The 21,319-nt window shown below is 68.3% G+C and carries 23 protein-coding genes and 1 tRNA gene; 9 read left to right on the forward strand and 15 right to left on the reverse strand.

All coding sequences use genetic code 11. The features are described from left to right. Positions 1-14 precede the first annotated feature (14 nt). A complete protein-coding gene (locus tag LZK98_RS16985; RefSeq protein ID WP_233783703.1) occupies positions 15-662 on the reverse strand; it encodes an RBBP9/YdeN family alpha/beta hydrolase in 648 nt (215 codons plus the stop codon). A 170-nt stretch (positions 663-832) separates the two neighbouring features. Between LZK98_RS16985 and LZK98_RS16990 the strand changes: the two genes are divergently transcribed. The 6 genes from LZK98_RS16990 (at position 833) to LZK98_RS17015 (ending at position 4,759) form a co-directional block, all read left to right on the forward strand. After that, positions 833-1,576, forward strand: a complete 744-nt coding sequence (locus LZK98_RS16990; RefSeq protein ID WP_233783704.1) for a TlyA family RNA methyltransferase — start codon at positions 833-835, stop codon at positions 1,574-1,576. A gap of 205 nt (positions 1,577-1,781) precedes the next feature. Further along, a complete protein-coding gene (locus tag LZK98_RS16995; RefSeq protein WP_233783705.1) occupies positions 1,782-2,336 on the forward strand; it encodes a TspO/MBR family protein in 555 nt (184 codons plus the stop codon). An 18-nt stretch (positions 2,337-2,354) separates the two neighbouring features. Continuing rightward, positions 2,355-2,654: an accessory factor UbiK family protein gene (locus LZK98_RS17000; protein ID WP_233783706.1), complete on the forward strand. Its 300-nt coding sequence runs from the start codon at positions 2,355-2,357 to the stop codon at positions 2,652-2,654. Between the two features lie 95 nt (positions 2,655-2,749). Further along, entirely contained in the window at positions 2,750-3,253 is a 504-nt protein-coding gene (locus LZK98_RS17005; RefSeq protein ID WP_233783707.1) for a type III secretion system chaperone family protein, read from the forward strand. Continuing rightward, positions 3,250-4,053, forward strand: coding sequence for a pyrroline-5-carboxylate reductase (gene proC, locus LZK98_RS17010; protein ID WP_233783708.1), 804 nt, complete (start codon positions 3,250-3,252; stop codon positions 4,051-4,053). The genes LZK98_RS17005 and proC overlap by 4 nt, the downstream gene beginning before the upstream one ends. 103 nt (positions 4,054-4,156) lie before the next feature. Further along, a complete protein-coding gene (locus LZK98_RS17015) occupies positions 4,157-4,759 on the forward strand; it encodes a hemerythrin domain-containing protein (protein ID WP_233783709.1) in 603 nt (200 codons plus the stop codon). Between the two features lie 44 nt (positions 4,760-4,803). On the opposite strand, the gene LZK98_RS17020 is transcribed toward LZK98_RS17015, so the two are convergent. Beyond that, a complete protein-coding gene (locus LZK98_RS17020; RefSeq protein WP_233783710.1) occupies positions 4,804-5,274 on the reverse strand; it encodes a MarR family winged helix-turn-helix transcriptional regulator in 471 nt (156 codons plus the stop codon). 52 nt (positions 5,275-5,326) lie between these two features. Between LZK98_RS17020 and LZK98_RS17025 the strand changes: the two genes are divergently transcribed. The 3 genes from LZK98_RS17025 to LZK98_RS17035 all read left to right on the forward strand — a co-directional run bounded on the left by LZK98_RS17025 (position 5,327) and on the right by LZK98_RS17035 (position 8,165). Then, positions 5,327-6,418, forward strand: coding sequence for a branched-chain amino acid aminotransferase (locus LZK98_RS17025; RefSeq protein WP_233783711.1), 1,092 nt, complete (start codon positions 5,327-5,329; stop codon positions 6,416-6,418). A 46-nt stretch (positions 6,419-6,464) separates the two neighbouring features. Beyond that, a tRNA-Gln gene (locus LZK98_RS17030) sits at positions 6,465-6,539 on the forward strand. A 159-nt stretch (positions 6,540-6,698) separates the two neighbouring features. Continuing rightward, on the forward strand, positions 6,699-8,165 hold the full coding sequence (locus LZK98_RS17035) for a tyrosine-type recombinase/integrase (protein WP_233783712.1): 1,467 nt from the start codon (positions 6,699-6,701) through the stop codon (positions 8,163-8,165). Between the two features lie 40 nt (positions 8,166-8,205). Here LZK98_RS17035 and LZK98_RS17040 read toward each other — a convergent pair whose 3' ends face one another. The 13 genes from LZK98_RS17040 to LZK98_RS17100 all read right to left on the reverse strand — a co-directional run bounded on the left by LZK98_RS17040 (position 8,206) and on the right by LZK98_RS17100 (position 21,237). Continuing rightward, positions 8,206-8,436, reverse strand: coding sequence for a DUF2274 domain-containing protein (locus LZK98_RS17040; RefSeq protein WP_233783713.1), 231 nt, complete (start codon positions 8,434-8,436; stop codon positions 8,206-8,208). 1 nt (position 8,437) lies between these two features. After that, positions 8,438-9,679 (reverse strand): TrbI/VirB10 family protein, encoded by a 1,242-nt coding sequence (locus tag LZK98_RS17045; protein WP_233783714.1) that lies wholly within the window; start codon positions 9,677-9,679, stop codon positions 8,438-8,440. Next, the gene (trbG, locus tag LZK98_RS17050) at positions 9,676-10,527 is read right to left on the reverse strand and encodes a P-type conjugative transfer protein TrbG (protein WP_233783715.1); all 852 of its coding nucleotides are present in this window, start codon (positions 10,525-10,527) and stop codon (positions 9,676-9,678) included. Before trbG ends, LZK98_RS17045 begins: the two co-directional genes overlap by 4 nt. After that, on the reverse strand, positions 10,524-11,336 hold the full coding sequence (trbF, locus tag LZK98_RS17055) for a conjugal transfer protein TrbF (RefSeq protein WP_233783716.1): 813 nt from the start codon (positions 11,334-11,336) through the stop codon (positions 10,524-10,526). Before trbF ends, trbG begins: the two co-directional genes overlap by 4 nt. Next, the gene (gene trbL, locus LZK98_RS17060; protein WP_233783717.1) at positions 11,333-12,640 is read right to left on the reverse strand and encodes a P-type conjugative transfer protein TrbL; all 1,308 of its coding nucleotides are present in this window, start codon (positions 12,638-12,640) and stop codon (positions 11,333-11,335) included. The genes trbF and trbL overlap by 4 nt, the downstream gene beginning before the upstream one ends. Positions 12,641-12,756: 116 nt before the next feature. Further along, positions 12,757-13,515, reverse strand: a complete 759-nt coding sequence (gene trbJ / locus LZK98_RS17065; protein WP_233783718.1) for a P-type conjugative transfer protein TrbJ — start codon at positions 13,513-13,515, stop codon at positions 12,757-12,759. After that, on the reverse strand, positions 13,512-15,968 hold the full coding sequence (gene trbE / locus LZK98_RS17070) for a conjugal transfer protein TrbE (RefSeq protein ID WP_233783719.1): 2,457 nt from the start codon (positions 15,966-15,968) through the stop codon (positions 13,512-13,514). Before trbE ends, trbJ begins: the two co-directional genes overlap by 4 nt. Further along, positions 15,962-16,246: a VirB3 family type IV secretion system protein gene (locus LZK98_RS17075; RefSeq protein WP_233783720.1), complete on the reverse strand. Its 285-nt coding sequence runs from the start codon at positions 16,244-16,246 to the stop codon at positions 15,962-15,964. Before LZK98_RS17075 ends, trbE begins: the two co-directional genes overlap by 7 nt. Next, positions 16,246-16,590 carry a TrbC/VirB2 family protein gene (locus tag LZK98_RS17080; protein WP_233783721.1) on the reverse strand — a complete coding sequence of 115 codons (345 nt, stop codon included), beginning with the start codon at positions 16,588-16,590 and terminating at the stop codon, positions 16,246-16,248. The genes LZK98_RS17075 and LZK98_RS17080 overlap by 1 nt, the downstream gene beginning before the upstream one ends. Before the next feature lie 3 nt (positions 16,591-16,593). Continuing rightward, entirely contained in the window at positions 16,594-17,580 is a 987-nt protein-coding gene (gene trbB / locus LZK98_RS17085; protein ID WP_233783722.1) for a P-type conjugative transfer ATPase TrbB, read from the reverse strand. Further along, entirely contained in the window at positions 17,577-17,981 is a 405-nt protein-coding gene (locus LZK98_RS17090) for a CopG family transcriptional regulator (RefSeq protein ID WP_233783723.1), read from the reverse strand. Before LZK98_RS17090 ends, trbB begins: the two co-directional genes overlap by 4 nt. A 3-nt stretch (positions 17,982-17,984) precedes the next feature. Then, the gene (locus tag LZK98_RS17095; protein ID WP_233783724.1) at positions 17,985-20,009 is read right to left on the reverse strand and encodes a conjugal transfer protein TraG; all 2,025 of its coding nucleotides are present in this window, start codon (positions 20,007-20,009) and stop codon (positions 17,985-17,987) included. 238 nt (positions 20,010-20,247) lie between these two features. After that, entirely contained in the window at positions 20,248-21,237 is a 990-nt protein-coding gene (locus LZK98_RS17100) for a GlxA family transcriptional regulator (protein ID WP_233783725.1), read from the reverse strand. Between the last annotated feature and the right edge of the window lie 82 nt (positions 21,238-21,319).

Raw genomic sequence — 21,319 nt, forward strand, 5'->3', positions numbered from 1 at the left:
CAACCACCCGATGGTTACAAGGCAGGCCGTTCCTCCGCCAGCGAGGCCGTCAGCGCCGCCTTCGCCGCAGCGGGGGTCTTAGGGGCATCGCCGCGCGCGGTGTCGATCAATCGGTCGAGCAGCCCCTGCCCTTCCGCCCAGTCGCCGATGCCGCTCGCGGCGTTGATGTGGCCCTGACAGCCGATGTCGACGAAATGGCTGCCCCATTGTCCAGCGAGCGCTCGTGCGCGCCCGAGATCGATCCACGGATCGTCGCGGCTCGCGACCAGGATCGACGGAAACGGCAGCACGTTCGCCGGCGCAGGCGCGAAGCCCGAGAGCTCCTCCGGCGCGTCGGTACGATCGACATCGGCCGGCGCCACCAGCAGCGCACCCGCGACCGGCCAGCCGTAGGGCTGACCCGAAAGCTCTGCCCACCACGCCACCGCCTGACAGCCGAGCGAATGCGCGACCAGCACCACCGGCGCGCGGGCGGTACGGATCGCCTGGTCGAGCTTGGTCACCCAGCTGTTGCGATGCGGCCGGTCCCACATGCCGAGATCGACCCGCACCGTATCATGGCGCGAGCGCTCCCACAGGCTCTGCCAGTGGCTGGGACCGCTGTTGTTGAGCCCGGGCACCGTCAGGATCGTCGGCGACGAGGCCTCGGAGAAATGCGCCATCCTGTCTCTCCCATCGGGGTGGGGGAGAGGCCGGACGGCGCTCTAGGGGACGCCGCACGACGACTCCACCCGGAACCGGAATATATTCCTACTGAATAAGTAGGCAATAGCCGCTGCGCCCATCGGAGGTCCGGTTGCGACGATCCGCCGAAGCGTCCAAAGCATGCGTCATGGTCAAACATCGCGCCGATCAGCTGCTCGTCGATCGCGGATTCGCGGAAAGCCGCACGCGCGCCCAGGCGCTGATCATGGCGGGCCTCGTCTTCGCCGGCGACCGTAAGGTCGAGAAGCCGGGCCAGGCGCTGCCGGAGGACGCCGCGATCGAGGTGCGCGGGCGCGACCACCCATGGGTGTCGCGCGGGGGGATCAAGCTTGCGCATGGGTTCGACCATTTCGGCTGGGACGTGACCGGCGCGGTGGCGATCGACGTGGGATCGTCGACCGGAGGCTTCACTGACGTGTTGCTGACCCGAGGCGCCGCCCGGGTCTATGCGGTCGATTCGGGCACCAACCAGCTCGCCTGGAAGCTGCGCCAGGATCCGCGCGTGATCGTCCACGAGCAGACCAGTGCGCGCGTGCTGACCCCGGCGCATATCCCCGAGCTGGTCGACCTGATCGTATGCGACGCGAGCTTCATCGGCCTGTCCAAGGTGCTGGAGGTGCCGCTCGGCTTCACCGGACCGGAGGCCCGCGCGATGGCATTGATCAAGCCCCAGTTCGAAGCAGGGCGCGACGAGGTCGGCAAGGGCGGCGTGGTGCGCGACCCGGCAGTGCACGCCCGCGTCTGCGACGAGGTCGCCGCCTGGTTCGAGACGCAGGGCTGGCGGGTCGAAGGGGTGACGCCGAGCCCGATTACCGGGCCCGAAGGCAACGTCGAGTTCTTGATCGCCGCGATCAGGGCGAATCCAAGCTGATCGGAATCACCCATCGCGTTCGCCCTGAGCTTGGCGAAGGGCCGTCCTTTCTCTTGCCGCCGCCCGAAGAAGGACGGTGCTTCGACAAGCTCAGCACGAACGGAATTGTGGATCGTTCTTGGCCAGCATCATGCAACGATCGCGTTTGTTCCCCGTCCTGATCCTCGATAAGAGGTGCGCCCCGGGGGGAGCGAAGGGGCAGGCAATGAGCGAGATCGCGTCGAAGGGACAGCTCCGGGCATCCTATCTACGCTGGGCGATGGTGACGGTGCCGCTGATCCTGCTGCTGGGCTTCGCCTCCGGCCGGCTGGCGCCGAGCGGCGACGACAACCGCTGGTTCGCCGCCCTAGCCAAGCCGGGGTTCATGCCGTCCAATGCCGTCTTCCCGATCGCCTGGACCCTGCTCTACGTGCTGCTGGGGCTGGCACTCGCGCTGGTGATCAACGCGCGCGGATCGCGCCTGCGCGGCCCTGCCCTCGCACTGTTCGCGATACAGATGGCGGCAAACCTCGTCTGGCCGCCGCTGTTCTTCGGCCTGCACAAGGTCGGCGCGTCGGTGATCCTGCTCGCGCTGCTGCTGGTGCTGGCCGCCGCGACCGCCTGGCTGTTCCGGCGCGTGCGCGCGGCGGCGGGCGCGCTGATGGTCCCTTATCTGCTGTGGCTCGCCTTCGCGCTGGCGCTGATCGTCGAGGTGGACCGGCTCAACCCCGGCGCGGAAACCCTTGTGCCGGGCGGCGACACCACCCAAATTGTAATCTGATTTAAGGATTTGAGACCCGTGCAAAGCGAAAACCGCATCTTCGACGATTTCGTGAAGTTCGTGAACGGCGCCGCCGGCACCTTCGCCGGCGTGGCGCGCGAGGCGGAAGGCACCGCGCGCGAGCGTGCCCGCGAATGGATCGGCGGGCTCGATTTCGTCAGCCGCGACGAGTTCGAGGCGGTGAAGGCCATGGCGGCGGCCGCCCGCGACGAAGCCGATGCGCTGCGCGCGCGGCTCGACAAGCTCGAAGCCGCAGCCGCCACCTCGCCGGCCGCGCCCAAGGCTACAAAGGCACCCAGGGCACCAAAGGCGGGCTGACGCATTTTTTCCACAGCTTTATGGAGCGCGGCGTCTTGTGCGCCGCAGCGCCGGACGGCAGGGTCTCGGCCGGGCAATGCTCGGCGGGAGGGGTGATGCTCGACGAAGTTGAAGACGGATCGGACGGCGAAGCCCCGATCGAGATGCTCGAACGCTATTACGCCGCGCACGGGTGGAACCACGAGCGCGACGAGGACGAGATCGTCGCCAAGGTCAAGGGCAGCTGGACCGAATATGAGCTCCGCGCGGTCTGGCGTGCGGAGGACGGCGTGCTCCAGTTCCTGTGCTTCCCCGACGTGCGCGTGGCCGACGAGCGCCGCGCGGCGATCTACGAGGCGATCGGCCTGGTCAACGAGCAGCTCTGGATCGGCCATTTCGAGCTATGGTCGTCGAGCGGCATCCTGCTGTTCCGCCATGCCGCGATGATCGATGGCGACGACGGCGCGACGATGACGCTGGGCGCGGCCGAGCTGCTCGTCGAGAGCGCGATCGACGAGTGCGAACGCTTCTATCCCGTGTTCCAGTTCGTGCTGTGGGGCGGCAAGACCCCGCGCGAGGCGATCGCCGCGGCGCTGATCGAGACGCAGGGCGAGGCATGACCGCCCTCCGCCGGCTGTGGCTGGTCGGATGCGGCAATATGGCGGGTGCGATGCTGGACGGCTGGATCGCCGCGGGCGCGGTCGATCCGGCGCAGGTGTTCGTCGTCAACCGCCAGGATCGCGCGCTGCCCGCCGGCGTGCGCCAGGGCCGCGCCTTCCCCGACGGGCCGCTGCCCGATGCGGTGATGCTGGGCATGAAGCCCTTCCAGATCGACGAGATCGCTGCGGCGCACGGGGAGCGCATCGCCGGTGTACCCTTGCTCATCTCGATCCTCGCCGGGGTCGAGGAGGCGACGCTGGCGCGGAAGTTCGACGCCGGCGCGGTGGTGCGCGCGATGCCCAACCTGCCGGTCGCGATCGGCAAGGGGGTGGTCGGCCTCGCCAGCAACAGCGCCGATGCGGAGCAGCGTAAGGCGGTCGACACGCTGATGGCGCCGCTCGGCCTGGTCGAATGGGTCGAGGAGCGGCTGTTCGATGTCGTTGCCGCGGTGGCTGGCAGCGGGCCGGGGTTCGTCTATCGCTTCATCGACGCGCTCGCCGATGCCGGCACGGCGATGGGCTTCGCGCCGGAGCAGGCGCAGCGGCTGGCGGTGGCGACGGTCGAGGGATCGGGCTTGCTCGCCGCCGCGGCGGACGTGCCGCCATCGGTGCTCGCCGACCGCGTCGCCTCCCCCCGCGGATCGACCCGCGAGGGCTATGCCGTACTCGACAAGGACGATGCGCTGAAGACGCTGATCCGCGAGACGATCGCAGCTGCCGTGCGCCGCAACGGCGAGATGGCGGCGGAGGCGCGGGGATAGACCCCGCTACTGTTGGAATACCATTGGATGTGACCGCGCGGGGGAACGCGACCGCGTCGCCGAGGGTTCTAGCCGCTGAACCCAATCCAGCGGAGGAATCCCGATGGCGACCACCAGTGCGTCCCGCAGCCGCAGCACTTCGAGCCAGAAGAACGGCGGCAGCTCGTCCAATCTCGGCACGCTCGCCGGCGTCGGCGCCGCGGGTATGGCGCTCGGCATGCTGGCGATGCTCGCGCGCAAGGCAGTGGTGCAGGCGCCGACCCTGCTCGCGGGCGAATGGGACCAGGCCCTCGCGGCCGAGCACAAGGCGGTGCTCAAGCTGTTCGACGCGCTGGAGGCGACCGAAAGCCGCAACACCAGCAAGCGCGCGATCCTGCTCTCTCAGCTCAAGCATTCGCTCGCCAAGCACGCGCTGGAGGAGGAGAATGTGATCTACCCCGCGCTGCGCGAAGCCGGCGAGGTCGAGGCCGCCGACGAGCTCAACAAGGAGCACGGCTACATCAAGCAATATCTCTACGAGCTCGAGAACATGCCGAACGACAGCCCGGATTACTTGACGACGGTCCGCAGGTTCCGCAGCGAGATCGAGGAGCATATCGCCGAGGAGGAAAACCAGCTGTTCCCCTCGCTCAAGGCCAAGCTCAGCGAGGAAAAGAACAAGCTGCTGACCGCGGCGATGAACAAGGAAGGGTTCAAGCTGGCCTAACTCCCCAAAGCTCCTCCCCGGCACGGGGAGGAGCCTCGTCAGCCCTACCGCCCCAGCAGCTTCCCCCGGTCGCGCGCCGGCACCAGCCCTTCGAGCACGCCCCAGAAGCCGCCGACCGCCTCCTGCCCCGCGCGCGAATAGGCCTCCGCCATGCGTGTACTGAGCGCCTGGAACAATCGCGCCTCGATCGCGGCGCCCTCGACGGTAAGCCGCAGCAGACGCTGGCGGCGGTCACGATCGCCGGGACGGCTCTCGACCAGGCCGCGTTTGGTGAGATCGGCAAGCACGCGGGCAAGCGATTGCTTGGTGACCGCGAGCAACGTCAGCAATTCGCCGACGCTGAGGTTCGGCCGCCGCGCGATGAAATAGAGTGCCCGCTGGTGCGCGCGGCCAAGGTCATGCTCCTCCAGCGCCAGGTCGATCGCGCGGGTCAGCTGGCCATAGCCGAAGAACAGCAGTTCGATCCCGCGGCGGATCTCGGGCTCGGTCAGGAACAGGGGCGAAGCGGTGGCCATGTTGACCCCATCTGGCACCTCTCCTACTCGGCTGGCAACCGATGGAGCCGAGATGACCGCGCAACCCCTGTTCGCCTTCGAACCCACCGCCACGCCGACCTCCGCCAACGAGCGCGCCTCGCGCCTCGCCGATCCGGGATTCGGCCGCGTCTTCACCGATCACATGGCGGTGGCGCGCTGGTCGGCGGACAAGGGCTGGCACGATGCGAAGATCGTCGCGCGCGCGCCGCTGAGCTTCGATCCGGCGACCGCGGTGCTCCATTATGCGCAGGAGATCTTCGAGGGTCTCAAGGCCTATCGCACCGCCGACGGCGGCATCACGCTGTTCCGCCCGCAGGCGAACGCGGCGCGCTTCCGCAACTCGGCGCGCCGCATGGCGATGGCGGAGCTGCCCGAGGAGATGTTCGTCGCCTCCTGCCGCGAGCTTGTGGCGATCGAGCGCGACTGGATTCCCGAAGGCGACGAAGGTGCCCTGTATCTGCGCCCCTTCATGATCGCGAGCGAGGTGTTCCTGGGGGTGAAGCCCTCGGCCGAGTATCTCTATTGCGTGCTCGCCTCCTCGGTCGGCGCCTATTGGAAGGGTGGGGTCAAGGCGGTGTCGCTGTGGGTGAGCCACGACTATACCCGCGCCGCGCCCGGCGGCACCGGCGACGCCAAGTGCGGCGGCAATTACGCGAGCAGCCTCGCCGCCCAGGCCGAGGCGATCCGCCACGGCTGCGACCAGGTGGTGTTCCTCGACGCGGCCGAGCGCCGCTATGTCGAGGAGCTGGGCGGCATGAACATCTTTTTCGTCTTCGCCGACGGCAGCCTGGCGACGCCGCCGCTGACCGGCACGATCCTGCCCGGCATCACGCGCGATTCGATCATCCAGCTCGCCCGCGACGAAGGGCTGACGGTACGCGAGGAACTCTATTCGATCGACCAGTGGCGCGAGGACGCTGCGTCGGGCAAGCTGACCGAGGCCTTCGCCTGCGGCACCGCCGCGGTGGTGACGCCGATCGGCAAGTTCTCGGGCCCCGGCTACGAGGTGACGATCGGCAGCGGCGGCACCGGTCAGACCACGGCGCGGCTGCTGCGCCGCCTGTCCGACATCCAGCGCGGCCGCGCACCCGACCCGCACGACTGGATCGACCGGCTGGCTTGAGGCTTTCTTTCGGAGGCGCGACCCTCTAAGGGCCTGCGCTTCCCGCTGGGGCGTCGCCAAGTGGTAAGGCAACGGTTTTTGGTACCGTCATTCGCAGGTTCGAATCCTGCCGCCCCAGCCAACCGAGTCCTCTAGATTCGGTTCCAGTGCAGTGACTTACGATAAAAATCGACACGCTGTCAGCTCGACCCGGCTAGCCTCGGCTAGACTGGATTCGACGGCTATTTTGTCATGATTTTTGTCATGATTTTATCTGCCCGGGAGCCGGCCGGAGTCGGTTATGGGAAGGAAAGTTGCGCTTACCCCCGCGTCGATCGACGCCCTGCAAAAAGGATTGCTGGCAGATCTCCTAACACCAGGCCTCGCCATCGAGGTGCTGGCGAGCGGTAAGAAGCGATGGCGGTTTCGGCGGCTAGTCGCTGGCACGAAGACGATTGTCACGATGTTCGGCGGCCTCTTTCCTGCACGGACAATTGCCGACGCGCGCGAATGGGCGCGAGGTCTCAATGAAAAGGTGGAGGCGGGCACAGATCCGCGCATTGCCTTGCGTGAAGAGAAAGCTCGCGCAGAGATGACGGTGGCCCGTGCCCACGGGCTTTATATGGTCGCAGTTCGGGAGGGTCGGTCGTCTCGCGCCAAACGGCCTAACAAGCCGAGAACGATCAAGGATAAGCTCGACATCTACAATCGCGACATTGCGCCGAAGCTCGCCAAGCGCAGCATCTATGAGGTAACAGAAACGGACCTGATCAAGCTCATCGAAGCCAAGGGCAAGGTCGCCAAGATTCGAGCAAATCGCCTCGCAGCCGAATTGAAGGTGTTCTTCGGCTGGGCAGCGTCGTTGCGCGGACTTGAAGTGGGTCTCGAAGTCGACCCCTCGCGACGCCTCGGCGATCTGCGCTTCCCCGAGACGGAACGGTCCCGAAACCTGAGCCTGTTAGAGCTGGAGTGGTTCCTGACAGCCTTGGTGGATGAACCACGCTGGGTCCAGCGCGGCATGCTGCTCTGGCTGCTGACTGCCGCACGCATTTCGGAGCTCGTCAAGGCGAAGAGCGCCGAGGTGGTCGATGGAGTGTGGACGATCCCAAGTCCGCGCGTAAAAAATTCATTCGCACATACCATCGCACTTGGCCCTTGGGGCCGCACACTCATGCAAAGCAATCACGAGTGGATTTTCCCGGCTCCGAGAGCCGATGGACCGCGCAACAATTCGGTTTGGTATAAGGCGCGCGATCGCGTTCGCGCGCGTATGGCAGCGCTTGCCGGCCAGCCGATCGAGCGATTCACCCCACACGACTTCCGGCGCACTGCGCGCTCCAATACCAAGCGGCTCAAGGTGGACTATGAGACTGCGGAAGCCATGCTCAATCACGTCAAGAAGGGGCTGGAACGCACCTATGATCAGTATGCGCTGGAAGAGGAGAAGCGCGCCTGGTTCCTGGCTTGGGAGCAGGAGGTGGCCGCGATCGCCAAGCGCGCGGGCGTGGCGGAGGCGCTAGGCGTCCCGGAGATCGAGATGCCACGTACTCAAATGTCCGTCACCCTCCAGCTACCACAAGGCTCGGGAGTCCAGCCAAGCATCGACTTCGGAACGCCTGAAGCGCGGACAGCTCCGATACTTGCTCAACCCGCTGCCAAGTTCATATTCCCGAGGGAAGCTTGGCGGCCGGCGCTTTCGCAAGCGATCGATCTGTCTTCTCGACAGCCGTGCGATACGCGCAAACTCGTCCGCAGTGATGAGGTCTGACGCCGAATCCGCCAGCGGCCGAGCCGATCGATCGGAATGACTACGCATTCCGATCGATCGCTTCCCGGCACCAGCGGATGAAGGCTTTGTCACTTTCGAGAAAGGCTTGCGCGATAGCAGGCACGAGTTCAGCGACGGCTACCTCTTGCCGATATGCGGTTTGATAAAACTGGGCATATCGCGCAAGGGCGCGGCTGAGCTCCGGATTTATGCTGATTGTCAGCTTGATCGGGGTGCGATCGGGCAGCTTGGCCAGCCTGATGCCGGACATGTCAGGGCCTCCCCCCGCTCTGCCAGGGCCGCAATATAATATCCTTGTGCACGACGATCCTGAGCGGCCAGCCCGGTCGGACCATGATCGTCGGCTGGATGTTCAGATTCTTCATGACGATCTGGTCACCCGCTCGCGAAGCGCTCTGCTGGCTCGATTCCCTGATGGCACGGACAAGATTGCTCTCGGCACTGAAGCTCAATTCGGTGCCGACGCTCAGCAGGGTCGAAAGCGCGACGCCCTTCAGCAGTTGCCAGGTATGCAGGTCCACCTTGTCTGCAAGCCCAGCATAGCCGGCGGTATCGGTCGTCGGCACATTGTCGATGCGGACCGAAGACCCGTCGGGCAGGATGATCCGTTGCCAGACCACCAACGCCCGTTTCTGTCCAAATGCGACGACGCTGTCATAGCTGCCGATCAGTCGTGATCCCTGCGGAATCAGAAGGATCCGCCCCGTCATCGTATCATAGGCATTTTCGGTCACCTGCGCGGCCACGAGTCCCGGCAGATCGGAATTGAGCCCGGTGATCAGGCTCGCCGCGATGACAGTCCCGGCACTCAGCGTATAGGGCGACGGCGGCCCGACCAAGACATGCGGGTTGACGTCGCCGCCGGCATCCTTGCCGGAAATGAAGTCGGCCTTGCGCTGCTGGTTGGCGGGATCGCGCTCGGGATCGAGCGCGAGGCGCGTAGCTGTTGCGTCAGTATCAGTAGAGGCAGGTGCCGAGGATGCAGCGGCCGGAGTGATTCCATTCGCCGACCCGGCGCCCGAGACCTGCACCATCACTCCGGATTCACGGGCGGCTTTGCGCTCGGCGGCGATGCGCTGGCGCTCGGCTTCGGCGGCCTGCTTTCCGGCATCGGGCGTTGTTGCGATCGGCGCTGCGCCGATCGCGCGCTGACGTTCGAGGATCGGCCGACCAAGATCGCCGGGCAGTGGCGGCCCGAGCTTCGGCACCTCGCCATAGGAGCTGGGCAACACGCTCAGCGTATCGCTGGGCACCTTTGCCGGCGCGACGTTCTCGTCCTCTCGCGGGACGAGGTGCAGGCTCGCCGGTTTGAGCGCGATCCAGGTGGTCGCCACCACCATCAGCGCCGCCGCGCCCGCAGCGGCGACGACGATACCTCGCTTAAACCGGATTGCACGGCTCGGGCCGCCGCGCAGCACTGTCGTTTCGGGATCGAGCTTCCTCGGCGTGCTCTCCATTGCCGGCACGGCATCGGGCTCGGGAGCGCCAGTCATGACGCCCGCCCTCTCCGCCCGGCGCCGCGCGTGATCCGTACGACCTCCTGGTGCCGGGCACCGAGCCTGAGCTCGGCGGCATCGAAGATCCGGTCGACGATGTAGAAGCGCCCGCGCTGGCGATAGTTGACGAGCTGCGCCTCGCCGTTCTCGCCGACCACGAACAAGGGTGGCGCCTCGCCGACCGCAATCGCGGCAGGGAATTCGATGAAGGTCTGGTGACCGTTGTCGAACGCACGCAGCGGCCGCCATGCCGGACGATCGCCCGAGATCGCATAGTCGAACCGGAGCGCGTCGAGCTCCAGCCCGTCGGCGACAGGGGCCGCTGCCTCGGCCTCCGCGGCCGCGCGGCGGTAGGCGATGAGCGCGTCCTGCGGATAGGTCCACGAGACCGACGTCATCGCCGGCCCGGCGCTGCTGACGAGAGCGAGATGATAGGTCCGCCGGTCGGTGGTGATGACGAGGTTGGTCGAGAGGCCCGCCGAGAAGGGCTTGACCAGGACGTGCGTGCGCCGGCCTGCGCCGGAGCCGCTGGTCGTGTCGCCGATCACCCAGCGGGCGGTGTCGCCGCTCGCGATCGCGCTCAACGTCTCGCCGGGTTCGAGGACGATGTCGGTTATCCGCTCGGGCGCCGTGTGGACCTGATAAATCGCCCCTTCGGCGAACGGATGGACCGCCGCCGCGTTGACGAACGACCGCGGCCCGGGCGCGATCGTGGCGGCGCGGTTGGCCTCCAACACCCGTGCCGGGCTGCCTTGCCGCCCCGCCGGACGATCCTGCGGCGGCGGTGCCGCGGCACCCAGCAGCAGGCCCAGCGCAAGGGTCGAGGGGATCAGGTGCGGTCTCATGGGCGGTTCTCCGGAACGGTCATGGGCTGAGGGGCGAGGTTCGGGTCGAGCGGCGAGCCGAGCGGAAGGCCGGCCGGCGGCTGCGGCGCCGGTGCGGGGGCCGGCGACGGCGCGGTGCCGCTCGCCGGATCGAGTTCGCGGCTCCAGTCGATCGCGTCGACGTAGAGGCCGAGCGGGTTCTTGCGGAGCACCTCGGCGCTGGCCGGCGGCCGCGTGACGACGGTGAGGATCGCGGTCCAGTTCGATCGGCCGCCCGGCGCCCCGCGCTCGAATGCGGTCTCGGTCCATTTCACCTGGAAGGAGCGGTCCGAGGCGCGCACCACGCTCGTCACCTGGACCGAGACGATCTTGTTGCCGAGATCGGCGAACGGGTCGTTCGCCCGCGCATAGGCGTCGAGGAACTGCGCGCCGCGCCGGGTGGCGAAGTCATAGGCCGATAGCCAGGACCGGCGCATCAGCACCGGGTCGAGCGACTTCGAGCGGACATTCTCGACGAACCGGGCAAGGTGCCATGCGACCTGCGCGTCGGTCGGCCGGTAATTCCGCTCGGCCTCGGTGACGGCGCGCGCCTCGCCCAGCCGGTCGACCTCGACGATATAGGGCACGACCTTGCTCTGGCTCGCCTGCCAGAGGACGCCGCCGCCCATGGCGGCCGCGAGCGCGAGGCCGCCGAACGCCATCAGCCGCCAGTTGCGGGCCTGAACCCGCGCCGATCCGATCCGCTCGTCCCAGAGCTGGCCGGCGCGCTGGAAGGGCGTCTCCGGCTCGGGGGTGCGGCCGTAGCGCTGGATGCTGCGCCTGAAGATCATGACTCCTTCTCCTTGATGTCCGGGGTGGCGGAGGCGCCGCCGCGATCGCCCTGCTGGAGCGCGTGGATCGCGACCTGGCGGTGGTGGCGCAGGTCCTGCCGGCGCGTCATCGCGCGCGCCCAGGGCGGCGCAGCGCTGGCCGCGGTGCCGGCGGGCGCCGGCTCGGCATTGCCGCTAGTGCCGACCATCGCCGCCCAGGCGGTATCGCGTCCGGCCTCAGCCGCATCGGCGATGCCGAAGGCGCTTCCCGCCTTCTGCCGGATCGCGCCGCCGGCAGCGCGGGCGATGCCGCCGAGACCGGCGGCGACGCTCGGCACGGCGGCGGTTTCCTTGCCGAGGGTGTAGGCGGTCGAGGCGGCCGCACCCATCGCGGTCCCGGAGCGCACGGCGCCGACCGCCGCGCCGCCCACCGCTCGCGCCGCGCCGATCGTTCCCGCGCCGGCGAGCATGGTCACGCCGGCGGCGCCGAACGTGGTCCCGAGCGCCGCGCCGGCGCCGAGCTGCGGCGCGCCGGCGACCAGGCCGGAGGCGATCGACGGGCCGAAGATGCCGAGGCCGAACAGGGTGAGCGCGGCGAGCACCAGGCTCATCGCCTGACCGATGTCGGGCTCCCGTCCCTGGAGGGCAGTGGTGAACTCGTCGAAGAAATTGGAGCCGATGCCGATGATGACCGCGAGCACCATCACCTTGATGCCCGAGCTCACCACCGAGCCGAGCACGCGCTCAGCAAGAAAGCTGGTGCGGTTCCACAGCGCGAACGGCACCAGCACGAACCCGGAGAGCGCGGTCAGCTTGAACTCGACGATGGTGACGAAGACCTGGACCGCGAGGATGAAGAAGGCGAGGATCACCAGCGCCCAGGCGAACAGCAGCACGGCGATCGCCGGGAAATTGTCGAAGAAGGTGGTGAACCCGATCATCTTGCCGGCCTGGTCGGCGAGCGGCCAGGCGGCGGAGAAGCCGATGCCGGCGAGCCGGCCGGGTTTGAGCAGGTCGTCTGCCGACAGCGTGCCGCCGCCCGCGGTGAGCCCGGCGGCGGCGAACGAGCGGAAGATGATGTCGCCCAGCGTCGAGAAGCTGTTGATGATGAACGCGAAGGCGCCGACGTAGAGGATCTTCTTCAAGAAGCGGCCGAGCACGTCCTGCTCGCCGCCCAAGGACCAGAACAGCCCGGCCAGGGTGATGTCGATACCGATCAGCGTCGCGGTGAGGAACGCGACGTCGCCGCCCAGCAGCCCGAATCCCGCATCGATGTAGGTGATGAAGGTCTCGAGGAACCGGTCGATGACGTTGAGGTCGGTCATGGTGGCTGTCCTAGGTCTGGCGACAAGGCCGCGGGGCACGCTCGGGGGAGCTGCGGCGCGCCCCGCGGCGGCGACGGCGGGAGGCGAAACCGCCGCCGCGCTGCACCGGCACGGGCCTATTGGGGCGTGTAGGCCGTGCCGGAGCCGAGGAACCGCTTGGTCGCCGCGCGCGCCTCGGCCTCCGCCTGGCCACGCCGCGCCAGCTCAAGCGCCTGCGCGCGGAACTGCGCGGACATCAGCTGCTGGAGCTGGAACTGCTGCTTGGTGGCGAGCGCGAGCAGCTGGTTGGTGGTCTGCTGCGCCTGGAGCCCACCCTCCGCGCCCTGGCTGCGCGCGACCAGTGCTTCCAGCATGCGCGCGTCGGCCGCGACATTCTCGACCACCTGGGCCTGCACACCCATCGTCCGGCGGTAAGCAGTCATCGCGATGTCGAGGCGGCCCCGCGCGGCGACCACCTGTTCGTCGGTACGCAGCGCCGCATTGAGGTCGGTCGGGAAGAGCTGGCGCAGCTGCCGGTCGAGGCCGTCGACGCGGAAGCGCACGCCTTGCGCCTCGGCCATCAGCTGATCGACCTGCTCGAGCGCCTGGCGCAGCGCATCGAGCTCGGGGAAGCTCACCCGGGAGAGGTTCCGCGCCTGATTGAGCAGCATCGTCGCCTCATTCTGGAGCGACCGGACCTGGTTGTTGATCTGGCTGAGCGTCCGCGCGGCGGTGAGCAGGTTCTGCGCATAGTTCCTGGGATCGAACACGGTCATCTGCGCGGCGGCGGGCCGGGTGGTGAGCGCGAGGCCGCCCGACAGGACGGCAGCGCCGAGCAGCGCGCCGCCGAGGCGGCGGGCCATTGTCCTGGAGGTGCGGCGGGCAAGCGAGGTCATGACAGCTCTCCTTCGGGGCGGGGGGATGGGTTGCGGAGATCGGCGAGCAGCTCGGCGGCCCAGTCGAGGCCGGCGCCGGCGAGGAAGTGGGCGGCAAAATCCTGCGAACCGTGCTCGGCGAGGATCGCATCGATGCGCTGCTGGGTCCGGGGATCGGACGCGCCGCACAGCGCCAGCGCGACGGGGCCGAGGCCGAGCTCGAACAGCCGGTTGCCGCGGGCGGACTGGAGGTAATAGTGGCGCTTGGGAGTCGCCCGGGCGACCAGCTCGATTTGCCGGGCGTTGAGGCCGAACCGCTGATAGACCGCCCGCATCTGCGGCTCGATCGCGCGGTCGTTGGGCAGCAGGAGGCGCTGCGGACAGCTCTCGATGATCGCCGGCGCGATGCTGCTGTCGGCGATGTCGGCGAGGCTTTGCGTGGCGAACAGCACCGCGACATTGCGCTTGCGCAGCACCTTCAGCCATTCGCGGATGCGCGCGGCGAACAGCGGGTGATCGAGGAACTTCCAGGCCTCGTCAAGGATGAGCAGGGTCGGACGGCCGTCGAACCGCTCCTCGAGCCGGTGGAACAGATAGGTCAGGACCGGCGCGACCACGCCTTCGTGGTTCATCAGTGCCTCGGTCTCGAAGCACTGGATGTCGGCGAGGGCGAGACCCTGCTCGGCGGCGTCGAGCAGTCGACCATAGGGACCTTCGAGCGTGTAGGCGGTGAGCGCGACCCTGAGCGCGTTCGACTGGAGCAGCATGGCAAGGCCGGTCAGCGTCCGCTCCTCGGGCGGCGCCGGGGCGAGGCAGGTCAGCGCCGACCAGACCGCGGCCTTGATCTCGGGCGTGACGAGGACCTTCTCGTGCGCGAGGAGCGCACTCACCCATTCGGCGGCCCAGCTGCGCTCGGCGGGGTTATCGATCGCGCGCAGCGGCTGGAAGGCGATGCCCCCTTCCCCGCAGTCGGCGCCGAGGCCGAGCGCGTGGTGCGCGCCGCCCATCGCCAGCACCGCCGCCCGCGCCGAGCAGCCCTTGTCGAAGATGTAGAGCTGGGCGCCCGGATAGCGGCGGAACTGGAGCGCGATCAACGCCAGCAGCACCGACTTGCCCGCGCCGGTCGGGCCGACCACCAGCATGTGGCCGACATCGCCGACATGGGTCGAGAGGCGGAACGGCGTGGTGCCGGCGGTCTGCGCGACCAGGAGCGGCGGCCCGTCGAGATGGGCATTGTGCTCCGGACCCGCCCACATTGATGACAAGGGCATCAGGTGCGCGAGGTTGAGCGTGTGGACCAGCGGCTGGCGGACGTTGGCGTAGACGTGGCCGGGAAGCGACGACAGCCACGCCTCGACCGCGTTCACGCTCTCGCGGATCGACGTGAAGCCGAGGCCGCCCACGATCCGCTCGACGGCGCGGACCTTCTCCTCGGCGCGGTTACGATCGCGATCGGCGACCGTGATCGTAGTGGTGAGATAGCCGAACGCGACGTGATCGGCCCCGAGCACCTGCAGCGCCTGGTCGGCGTCGACCACCTTGTTGTCGGCATCGCTGTCGAGGAGCTGCGCCGGCTGGTTGTACATGACCTCGCGGACGAGCGCGGCGAGCGACTTGCGCTTGTTGAACCACTGGCGCCGGATCTTCGTCAGCACCCTGGTGGCGTCGGCCTTGTCGAGCGCGAGAAAGCGGGTCGACCAGCGATAGGCGAAGTCCGCCTCGTTGAGCGCGTCGAGGATGCTCGGCCGGCTGAGGTTGGGGAACCCGAGCACGGTCAGCGTGCGTAGGTGCATGTCGCCCAGCATCGGCTCGAGGCCGCCGGTCAGCGGCGTGTCGACGAGCAACGCGTCGAGGTACATCGGCGTCTCTGGCACGGCGACGGCCTGCCGGCGCGGCGAGATCGCCCCGTGCAGGTAGGTCAGCGTCTCGGCGGAGGTGAGCGCACGCACCTCGGACATGAAGCTGGAGAGCAGGTCGAGGGTGCGGTCGGTCTCCGCGACGAAGGACGCCAGCGCCCCGCGCCAGTCGCGTCCCTTCGCTTCGTCGGGGTGCTCGACCAATGACCGCCCTGCCGCATCGGCGCGGTCGGGCATCGGCAGCCAGACGAGCGTCAGGTGATAGCGGCTCTCGAAATGCTCGCTCTCGGCCTCGAACGCGGCGCGGCGTTCGGCATCGACCAGCGCGGAGACCGGATCGGGAAAGTCGGATCGGGGATAACCCAGCGCCTCGCGCCGCTCGGCCTCGACGAACACCGCCCAACCGGAGCCGAGGCGCCTCAGCACATTGTTGGCGCGGGCCGACGCGGCGATCAGCTCGGCCTCGGTTGCGCTTTCGAGGTCAGGGCCGCGGAAGGCGAAGCTGCGCTGGAAGCTGCCGTCCTTGTTGAGGACGACGCCGTCGGCGACCAGTGCCGCCCAAGGGAGATGATCGGCAAGCCGGTCGGCGCGGCGGCGGTATTCATGCAGCGCTAGCATGCGAGGTGGCTCTTCTGGCGAAGGTGCCGCAGCAGGACGGGCGCGAAGTCGGGGTCCCGGCGCGCGGTGAACACGGCGAGGCTGTGGCCGATCGCCCAGACCGCGATCCCGGCGAGCCATTGCTGGAGCCCCAGCCCGAGTGCGGCGGCGAGCGTGCCGTTCAGGATCGCGATGCCGCGCGGCGCCCCGGCGAGCAGGATCGGCGCGCTCAATGCGTTGTGGATTGGCACCTCGAACCCGTCGAGGTGCCGGCCGTCGACAGGATCGGGACCCGCCATCAGACCAACGCCCCGCCGCCGAACGAGAAGAAGGAGAGGAAGAAACTGGAGGCTGCGAAGGCGATCGACAGGCCGAACACGATCTGGATGAGGCGCCTAAAGCCGCCGGCGGTCTCACCAAACGCGAGGGTCAGGCCGGTCGTGATAATGATGATCACGGCGACGATCTTGGCCACCGGCCCCTGGACGGATTCCAGGACCTGCTGCAGCGGTTCTTCCCACGGCATGCCGGACCCCGAGGCGTGGGCGATGGCAGGCGCAAGGACCAATCCGGTCACGGCGATGCGCAGCGTCGACGAGAGGGCAGTCGAGGCGAACGGATGCGATTTCACGATTCCGGGCATGGGTCAGGCTCCTGGGATGAGGTTCTTTGGAGAGGTGAGGTCGAGCACCGCGTAGCCGCCGTCGGGATCGAGCCCGGCGACGCGGGCGAGGCTTTCGACGCGCCGCGCGGTGCCGCGGCCGGCGATGAAGACGACGAGGTCGATGGCATCGGCGATCAGCCGGCGCGGCACGGTGAAGACGGCTTCCTGGACGAGCTGCTCGATGCGATAGAGCGCGGCCAGCGCGCTGTTGGCGTGGACGGTGGCGATGCCGCCCGGGTGGCCGGTGTTCCAGGCTTTCAGCATGTCGAGCGCCTCGGGGCCACGCACCTCGCCGACGATGATGCGGTCGGGCCGGAGCCTGAGCGTCGAGCGCACGAGGTCGGTCATCGACACCGCGCCGGCGCGGGTGCGCAGCGCCACGGTATCGGCCGCAGGCGACTGCAGCTCGCGCGTGTCCTCGATCAGGATCACGCGCTCGTCGAGATGCGCCATCTCGGCGAGCAGCGCGTTGGCGAGCGTGGTCTTGCCCGAGCTGGTGCCGCCGGCGACGAGGATGTTGCGCCGCTCGACGACCGCGAGGCTGAGTAGCCGCGCCACGTCCGCCGACATGATCCCGTCGGCGACATAATCGGCAAGCGTGTAGACCCGCGTCGCGGGCTTGCGGATCGAGAAGCACGGGGCCGTCGAGACCGGCGGCAGGATGCCTTCAAACCGCTCCCCTGCCCCGCCGCCGTGCGGCGGCAGCTCGGCGGAGACGATCGGCGCGCCGGCATGGATCTCGGTGCGCGAGTGGCTGGCGACGAGGCGGATGATACGTTCGACCTGGGCGGCGTCGAGCCGGGCGCCGGTATCGACGCGGCCTGCGCCGAGGATGTCGAGGCGGAGCGCGCCGTCGGGATTGACCATCACCTCGAGCACACGCGCATCGGACAGCGCCGCGGCGATCGCCGGGCCCATGGCGGTACGCAGCATCGCGCGGCGGCGATCGTCGGAAAGGCCGGCGCTCATGGGATCGCCTCGTCGGCGGCGTCGGCCGCGAGCGTGCGCGTACCGGCGGCGATCTGCCGGCCGACCTGGCCGAGGAAGGCTTCGAACCGTTTCCTGCCGACCGCCATCGCGGCGGCATCCGCCTCGGGCAGCGGTGCGGTGACGGTGAGCTGGTAGCGCACGAACAGCGAGAAGCTTTCGAGCAGCACGTCGATATCGCGCCGGGCGTTGGCGATCTCGCGCGCGATGCGGTCGAGCCGCGCCTTGAAGAGGTCGTCGACCTCCTTGGTCGCGCGCCGCGCGAGCCAGGAGGCGAGTGCGTCGTTGACGATCCGCGACTTGTTGCCGGCCCGGCCGGCGGCGAGCGCTTCCAGCGCGTCGGCGAGCGCGCGGTCGATGTAGAGGTTCTGCCGCACCTTCATGGCTCACATCCCCGGCATCAGGTCGCGCCCGCTGCCGACGTTCATCGCATGGCCGCGGGCGATGGCGCTGAGGCTGACCGCCCGGTCCATCGCGCGCTTGTCGGCGGCGACATCCTCGTCACCGGCGATCTCCTGCTCGCGGCCGGGGGCGGGCTCGGCGGGTTTGGCAGGCTGGTCCGCCGGAAGGTCGGGCGTCCGCTGCAGCTCGCGGCCGTCGGCGACCGCCTCCTGGGGCGCCTCGTTCTCACGGTCGAGGCGCGCGTCGTAGCGCCGCGGCGCCGCCGACCAGTCATGGGCGCGGTTCGCCGGACGATCGGCATAGCGGCCATCGCCAAGCGGCGGCGGCGCGAGTACGCGCGCGGTGAAGTTGCGGTCGGTGAAGTAGCGCAGCTTGTTCGCCCGGATCGGCGGGTAGCCCGAGACCAGCACGAGCTCGTCGGTCGGCGGCAGCTGCATCACCTCGCCGGTGGTCAACAGCGGCCGAGCGGTCTCCTGCCGGCTGACCATGACATGGGCGAGCCACGGCGCGAGCCGGTGCCCGGCGTAGTTGCGCATCGCCCGCTGCTCGGTTGCGGTGCCGAGCGCGTCGGAGATGCGCTTGGCGGTGCGCTCGTCGTTGGTCGCGAACGCGACGCGGACATGGCAATTGTCGAGGATCGAATTGTGCTCGCCATAGGCCTTCTCGATCTGGTTGAGGCTCTGGGCGATCAGGAAGGCGCGCACGCCGCAGCCGGCCATGAACGCGAGGCTGGTCTCGAAGAAGTCGAGCCGCCCGAGCGCCGGGAACTCGTCGAGCATCATCAGCAGCCGGTGCCGGCGCGTGCCGTCGGCGGCGGGGTCGAGCCGCTCGGTGAGGCGCCGGCCGATCTGGTTGAGCACCAAGCGGATGAGCGGCTTGGTCCGGCTGATGTCGGAGGGCGGCACGACGAGGTAGAGCGAGACAGGCTGCCTGGCTCCGACGAGATCGGCGATGCGCCAGTCGCAGCGCGAGGTGACCTCGGCCACGGTCGGATCGCGATAGAGCGACAGGAACGACATGGCGGTCGACAGCACGCCCGAGCGCTCGTTCTCGCTCTTGTTGAGGAGCTCGCGCGCGGCGGAGGCGACGATGGGGTGGACGCGGGGATGCTTTTCATCGCCGAGATGATTGGTCGCCATCATGTGGCGGAGCGTCGAGGCGAACGGCCGCTGCGGATCGGAGAGGAAGGTCGCAACGCGGGCGAGGGTCTTCTCCTCCTCGGCGTAGAGGACGTGGAGGATGGCGCCGACCAGCAGGGCGTGGCCGGTCTTTTCCCAATGGTTGCGCCGCTCGAGCGCGCCTTCGGGATCGACGAGGATGTCGGCGATGTTCTGGACGTCGCGGACCTCGTTGGGGCCTTTGCGCACCTCGAGGAGCGGATTGTAGCGGGCCGAGCGCGGGTCGGTGGGATTGAACAGCAGGCAATGCGAGAAGCGCGCACGCCAGCCGGCGGTCAGCGTCCAGTTCTCCCCCTTGATGTCGTGGATGACGGCCGAGCCGGTCCAGGACAGCAAGGTCGGCACGACGAGGCCGACGCCCTTGCCCGAGCGGGTCGGGGCAAAGCACATGACATGCTCGGGGCCGTCGTGGCGGAGGTAGCGGCCGCGCAGGCTCCCCAGGAACACGCCGGCGTCTTCAACCAGGCCGGCACGCCGCACGTCGCGATCGCTCGCCCAGCGTGCCGATCCATAGGTCGTGACGTGCCGCGCCTGGCGTGCGCGCCACACCGATCCGGCGATCGCCGCCCCGCAGCCGAGGAAACCGCTCGCGCCGGCCAGCGTCCCCGCCTTGTCGAAGACGTGCGGCGCATAGGCATCGAAGTGATACCACCAGGGGAAGATCGCCCAGGGCCGGTAGAGCGGGAGGCCTGCCACGACCGTCCAGGGCCGGCCGAGTTCGGGCTGGTAGGCGAGCATCGCGGCCGCCCACTGGGTCGCCGCCCACACGCCGCCGATCACGAGTCCGAAGACAACGAGGATCTGCCCGATCAACAGCTTGGTTGGCGTCATGCCGAGACTCCTGCCCGCGGCAGTCCCGCGGGATCGGGCTCAACAATCCGCCCACACCATGCGAAATTTAACGGTGCTGCTGGGTGCTGTTTGGCTGTGCTGGGCTAGGCTGGCGTGGCGGACGCGAATTTGTGCGGGTTGCCCCTTCGGTCAGCTACGAGATCGTTCTCAAGACTTGCTCATAGCCGAAACATGGCACGTTCGGACCGCGATGTCGGACGCGTGGCGGTCGGCCGAGCTAGCTTGCCCCCACAGCCGGTGCAGGAACGTGCTGGAAACTGCTCCGGTACTGGGCAGGAGTGACGCCGAGGCGGTCGACGAAGACCAGGCGCATCCGGTCCGCCGAACCGAATCCGCAATCAATCGCGATGGTCTTCAACGGCAGAGGCGTGCCTTCGAGCAGCATACGTGCCGCGTCGATGCGGGCGCGTTCGACATATTCATGTGGCGTGATTCCGGTTTCCCGAACGAATTGGCGTGCCAGGTTACGCGTGCTCATCCCGACCATATCGGACAGCGACTGCAGCGTGTGACGGCGGCCGATATTCTCCATTATCCACGTCTGCATTCTGGCAATCGGCGATTGGGGGTCAGCCGGAGCAGAGAGGTAGGCGCTGAACTGAGACTGTCCGCCCTGCCGCTGGGCAAGGACGACCAGCCGCTTCGCCACTGCCACGGCAATGGCAGCTCCGTGGTGCTCGCGTACCAGGGCGAGCGCGAGATCGATGCCTGCCGTTACGCCCGCCGAGGTGATCAGCGCGCCGTCCGAGACATAGATCCTGTCGGGCTCGACCTGCGCCGCAGGGAAGCAGGCGGCGAGCCTAGCTGCGATCTGCCAATGGGTAGTGACGCGCCGCCCGTCCAGCAGCCCTGCATGTCCCAGCGCAAACGCACCCGTGCAAATCGAGCCGTAGATCGCGGTTCGCGAAGGCACGGATCGAAGCCATGCGACCATGGCGGGATCGGGATCGGCGTAAGGCAGGCTCGGTCCTCCCGCGACCAGCACGAGGTCGTACGGACCCGACGCTTCGTCGAAGCCGAGGTCGGGCACCAGCTGCATGCTATTAGAGGCGCGCAGGGGCGAACGATCCGGCCCCACGAGCAATGTCTCGTAACGCTCACCCTCGGCGACAAAGGCGTTCGCCTCCGCAAACACGTCGACGGGCCCGGCAACGTCCAGCGCCTGGACGCCGCGGTGGATGACCAGCGCCACTTTCACCGCGGGCATTGGGTGTTTCCTCGCTGTTGGCAGGAATCGACGTGCGCTTGTCCTGAATCGCAGGCTCGCGCCCATTGAATCGAGGAGCGTC

It is taken from the genome of Sphingomonas cannabina, from assembly GCF_021391395.1.
Classification (GTDB): domain Bacteria; phylum Pseudomonadota; class Alphaproteobacteria; order Sphingomonadales; family Sphingomonadaceae; genus Sphingomonas; species Sphingomonas cannabina.

What these genes read in the sequence shown, in the direction of transcription:
- trbL (WP_233783717.1), bottom strand. Translation starts at nt 12,640, where the DNA reads ATGACCGACCTCAACGTCATCGACCGGTTCCTCGAGACCTTCATCACC.
- LZK98_RS17025 (WP_233783711.1), top strand. Translation starts at nt 5,327, where the DNA reads ATGACCGCGCAACCCCTGTTCGCCTTCGAACCCACCGCCACGCCGACC.
- trbF (WP_233783716.1), bottom strand. Translation starts at nt 11,336, where the DNA reads ATGATCTTCAGGCGCAGCATCCAGCGCTACGGCCGCACCCCCGAGCCG.
- LZK98_RS17005 (WP_233783707.1), top strand. Translation starts at nt 2,750, where the DNA reads ATGCTCGACGAAGTTGAAGACGGATCGGACGGCGAAGCCCCGATCGAG.
- LZK98_RS17095 (WP_233783724.1), bottom strand. Translation starts at nt 20,009, where the DNA reads ATGACGCCAACCAAGCTGTTGATCGGGCAGATCCTCGTTGTCTTCGGA.
- trbJ (WP_233783718.1), bottom strand. Translation starts at nt 13,515, where the DNA reads ATGACCTCGCTTGCCCGCCGCACCTCCAGGACAATGGCCCGCCGCCTC.
- trbG (WP_233783715.1), bottom strand. Translation starts at nt 10,527, where the DNA reads ATGAGACCGCACCTGATCCCCTCGACCCTTGCGCTGGGCCTGCTGCTG.
- LZK98_RS17080 (WP_233783721.1), bottom strand. Translation starts at nt 16,590, where the DNA reads ATGCCCGGAATCGTGAAATCGCATCCGTTCGCCTCGACTGCCCTCTCG.
- LZK98_RS17090 (WP_233783723.1), bottom strand. Translation starts at nt 17,981, where the DNA reads ATGAAGGTGCGGCAGAACCTCTACATCGACCGCGCGCTCGCCGACGCG.
- LZK98_RS17040 (WP_233783713.1), bottom strand. Translation starts at nt 8,436, where the DNA reads ATGTCCGGCATCAGGCTGGCCAAGCTGCCCGATCGCACCCCGATCAAG.
- LZK98_RS17075 (WP_233783720.1), bottom strand. Translation starts at nt 16,246, where the DNA reads ATGGCGGGTCCCGATCCTGTCGACGGCCGGCACCTCGACGGGTTCGAG.
- LZK98_RS17100 (WP_233783725.1), bottom strand. Translation starts at nt 21,237, where the DNA reads ATGCCCGCGGTGAAAGTGGCGCTGGTCATCCACCGCGGCGTCCAGGCG.
- LZK98_RS16995 (WP_233783705.1), top strand. Translation starts at nt 1,782, where the DNA reads ATGAGCGAGATCGCGTCGAAGGGACAGCTCCGGGCATCCTATCTACGC.
- LZK98_RS17015 (WP_233783709.1), top strand. Translation starts at nt 4,157, where the DNA reads ATGGCGACCACCAGTGCGTCCCGCAGCCGCAGCACTTCGAGCCAGAAG.
- LZK98_RS17045 (WP_233783714.1), bottom strand. Translation starts at nt 9,679, where the DNA reads ATGACTGGCGCTCCCGAGCCCGATGCCGTGCCGGCAATGGAGAGCACG.
- trbE (WP_233783719.1), bottom strand. Translation starts at nt 15,968, where the DNA reads ATGCTAGCGCTGCATGAATACCGCCGCCGCGCCGACCGGCTTGCCGAT.
- trbB (WP_233783722.1), bottom strand. Translation starts at nt 17,580, where the DNA reads ATGAGCGCCGGCCTTTCCGACGATCGCCGCCGCGCGATGCTGCGTACC.
- LZK98_RS16990 (WP_233783704.1), top strand. Translation starts at nt 833, where the DNA reads ATGGTCAAACATCGCGCCGATCAGCTGCTCGTCGATCGCGGATTCGCG.
- LZK98_RS17035 (WP_233783712.1), top strand. Translation starts at nt 6,699, where the DNA reads ATGGGAAGGAAAGTTGCGCTTACCCCCGCGTCGATCGACGCCCTGCAA.
- LZK98_RS16985 (WP_233783703.1), bottom strand. Translation starts at nt 662, where the DNA reads ATGGCGCATTTCTCCGAGGCCTCGTCGCCGACGATCCTGACGGTGCCC.
- LZK98_RS17020 (WP_233783710.1), bottom strand. Translation starts at nt 5,274, where the DNA reads ATGGCCACCGCTTCGCCCCTGTTCCTGACCGAGCCCGAGATCCGCCGC.
- proC (WP_233783708.1), top strand. Translation starts at nt 3,250, where the DNA reads ATGACCGCCCTCCGCCGGCTGTGGCTGGTCGGATGCGGCAATATGGCG.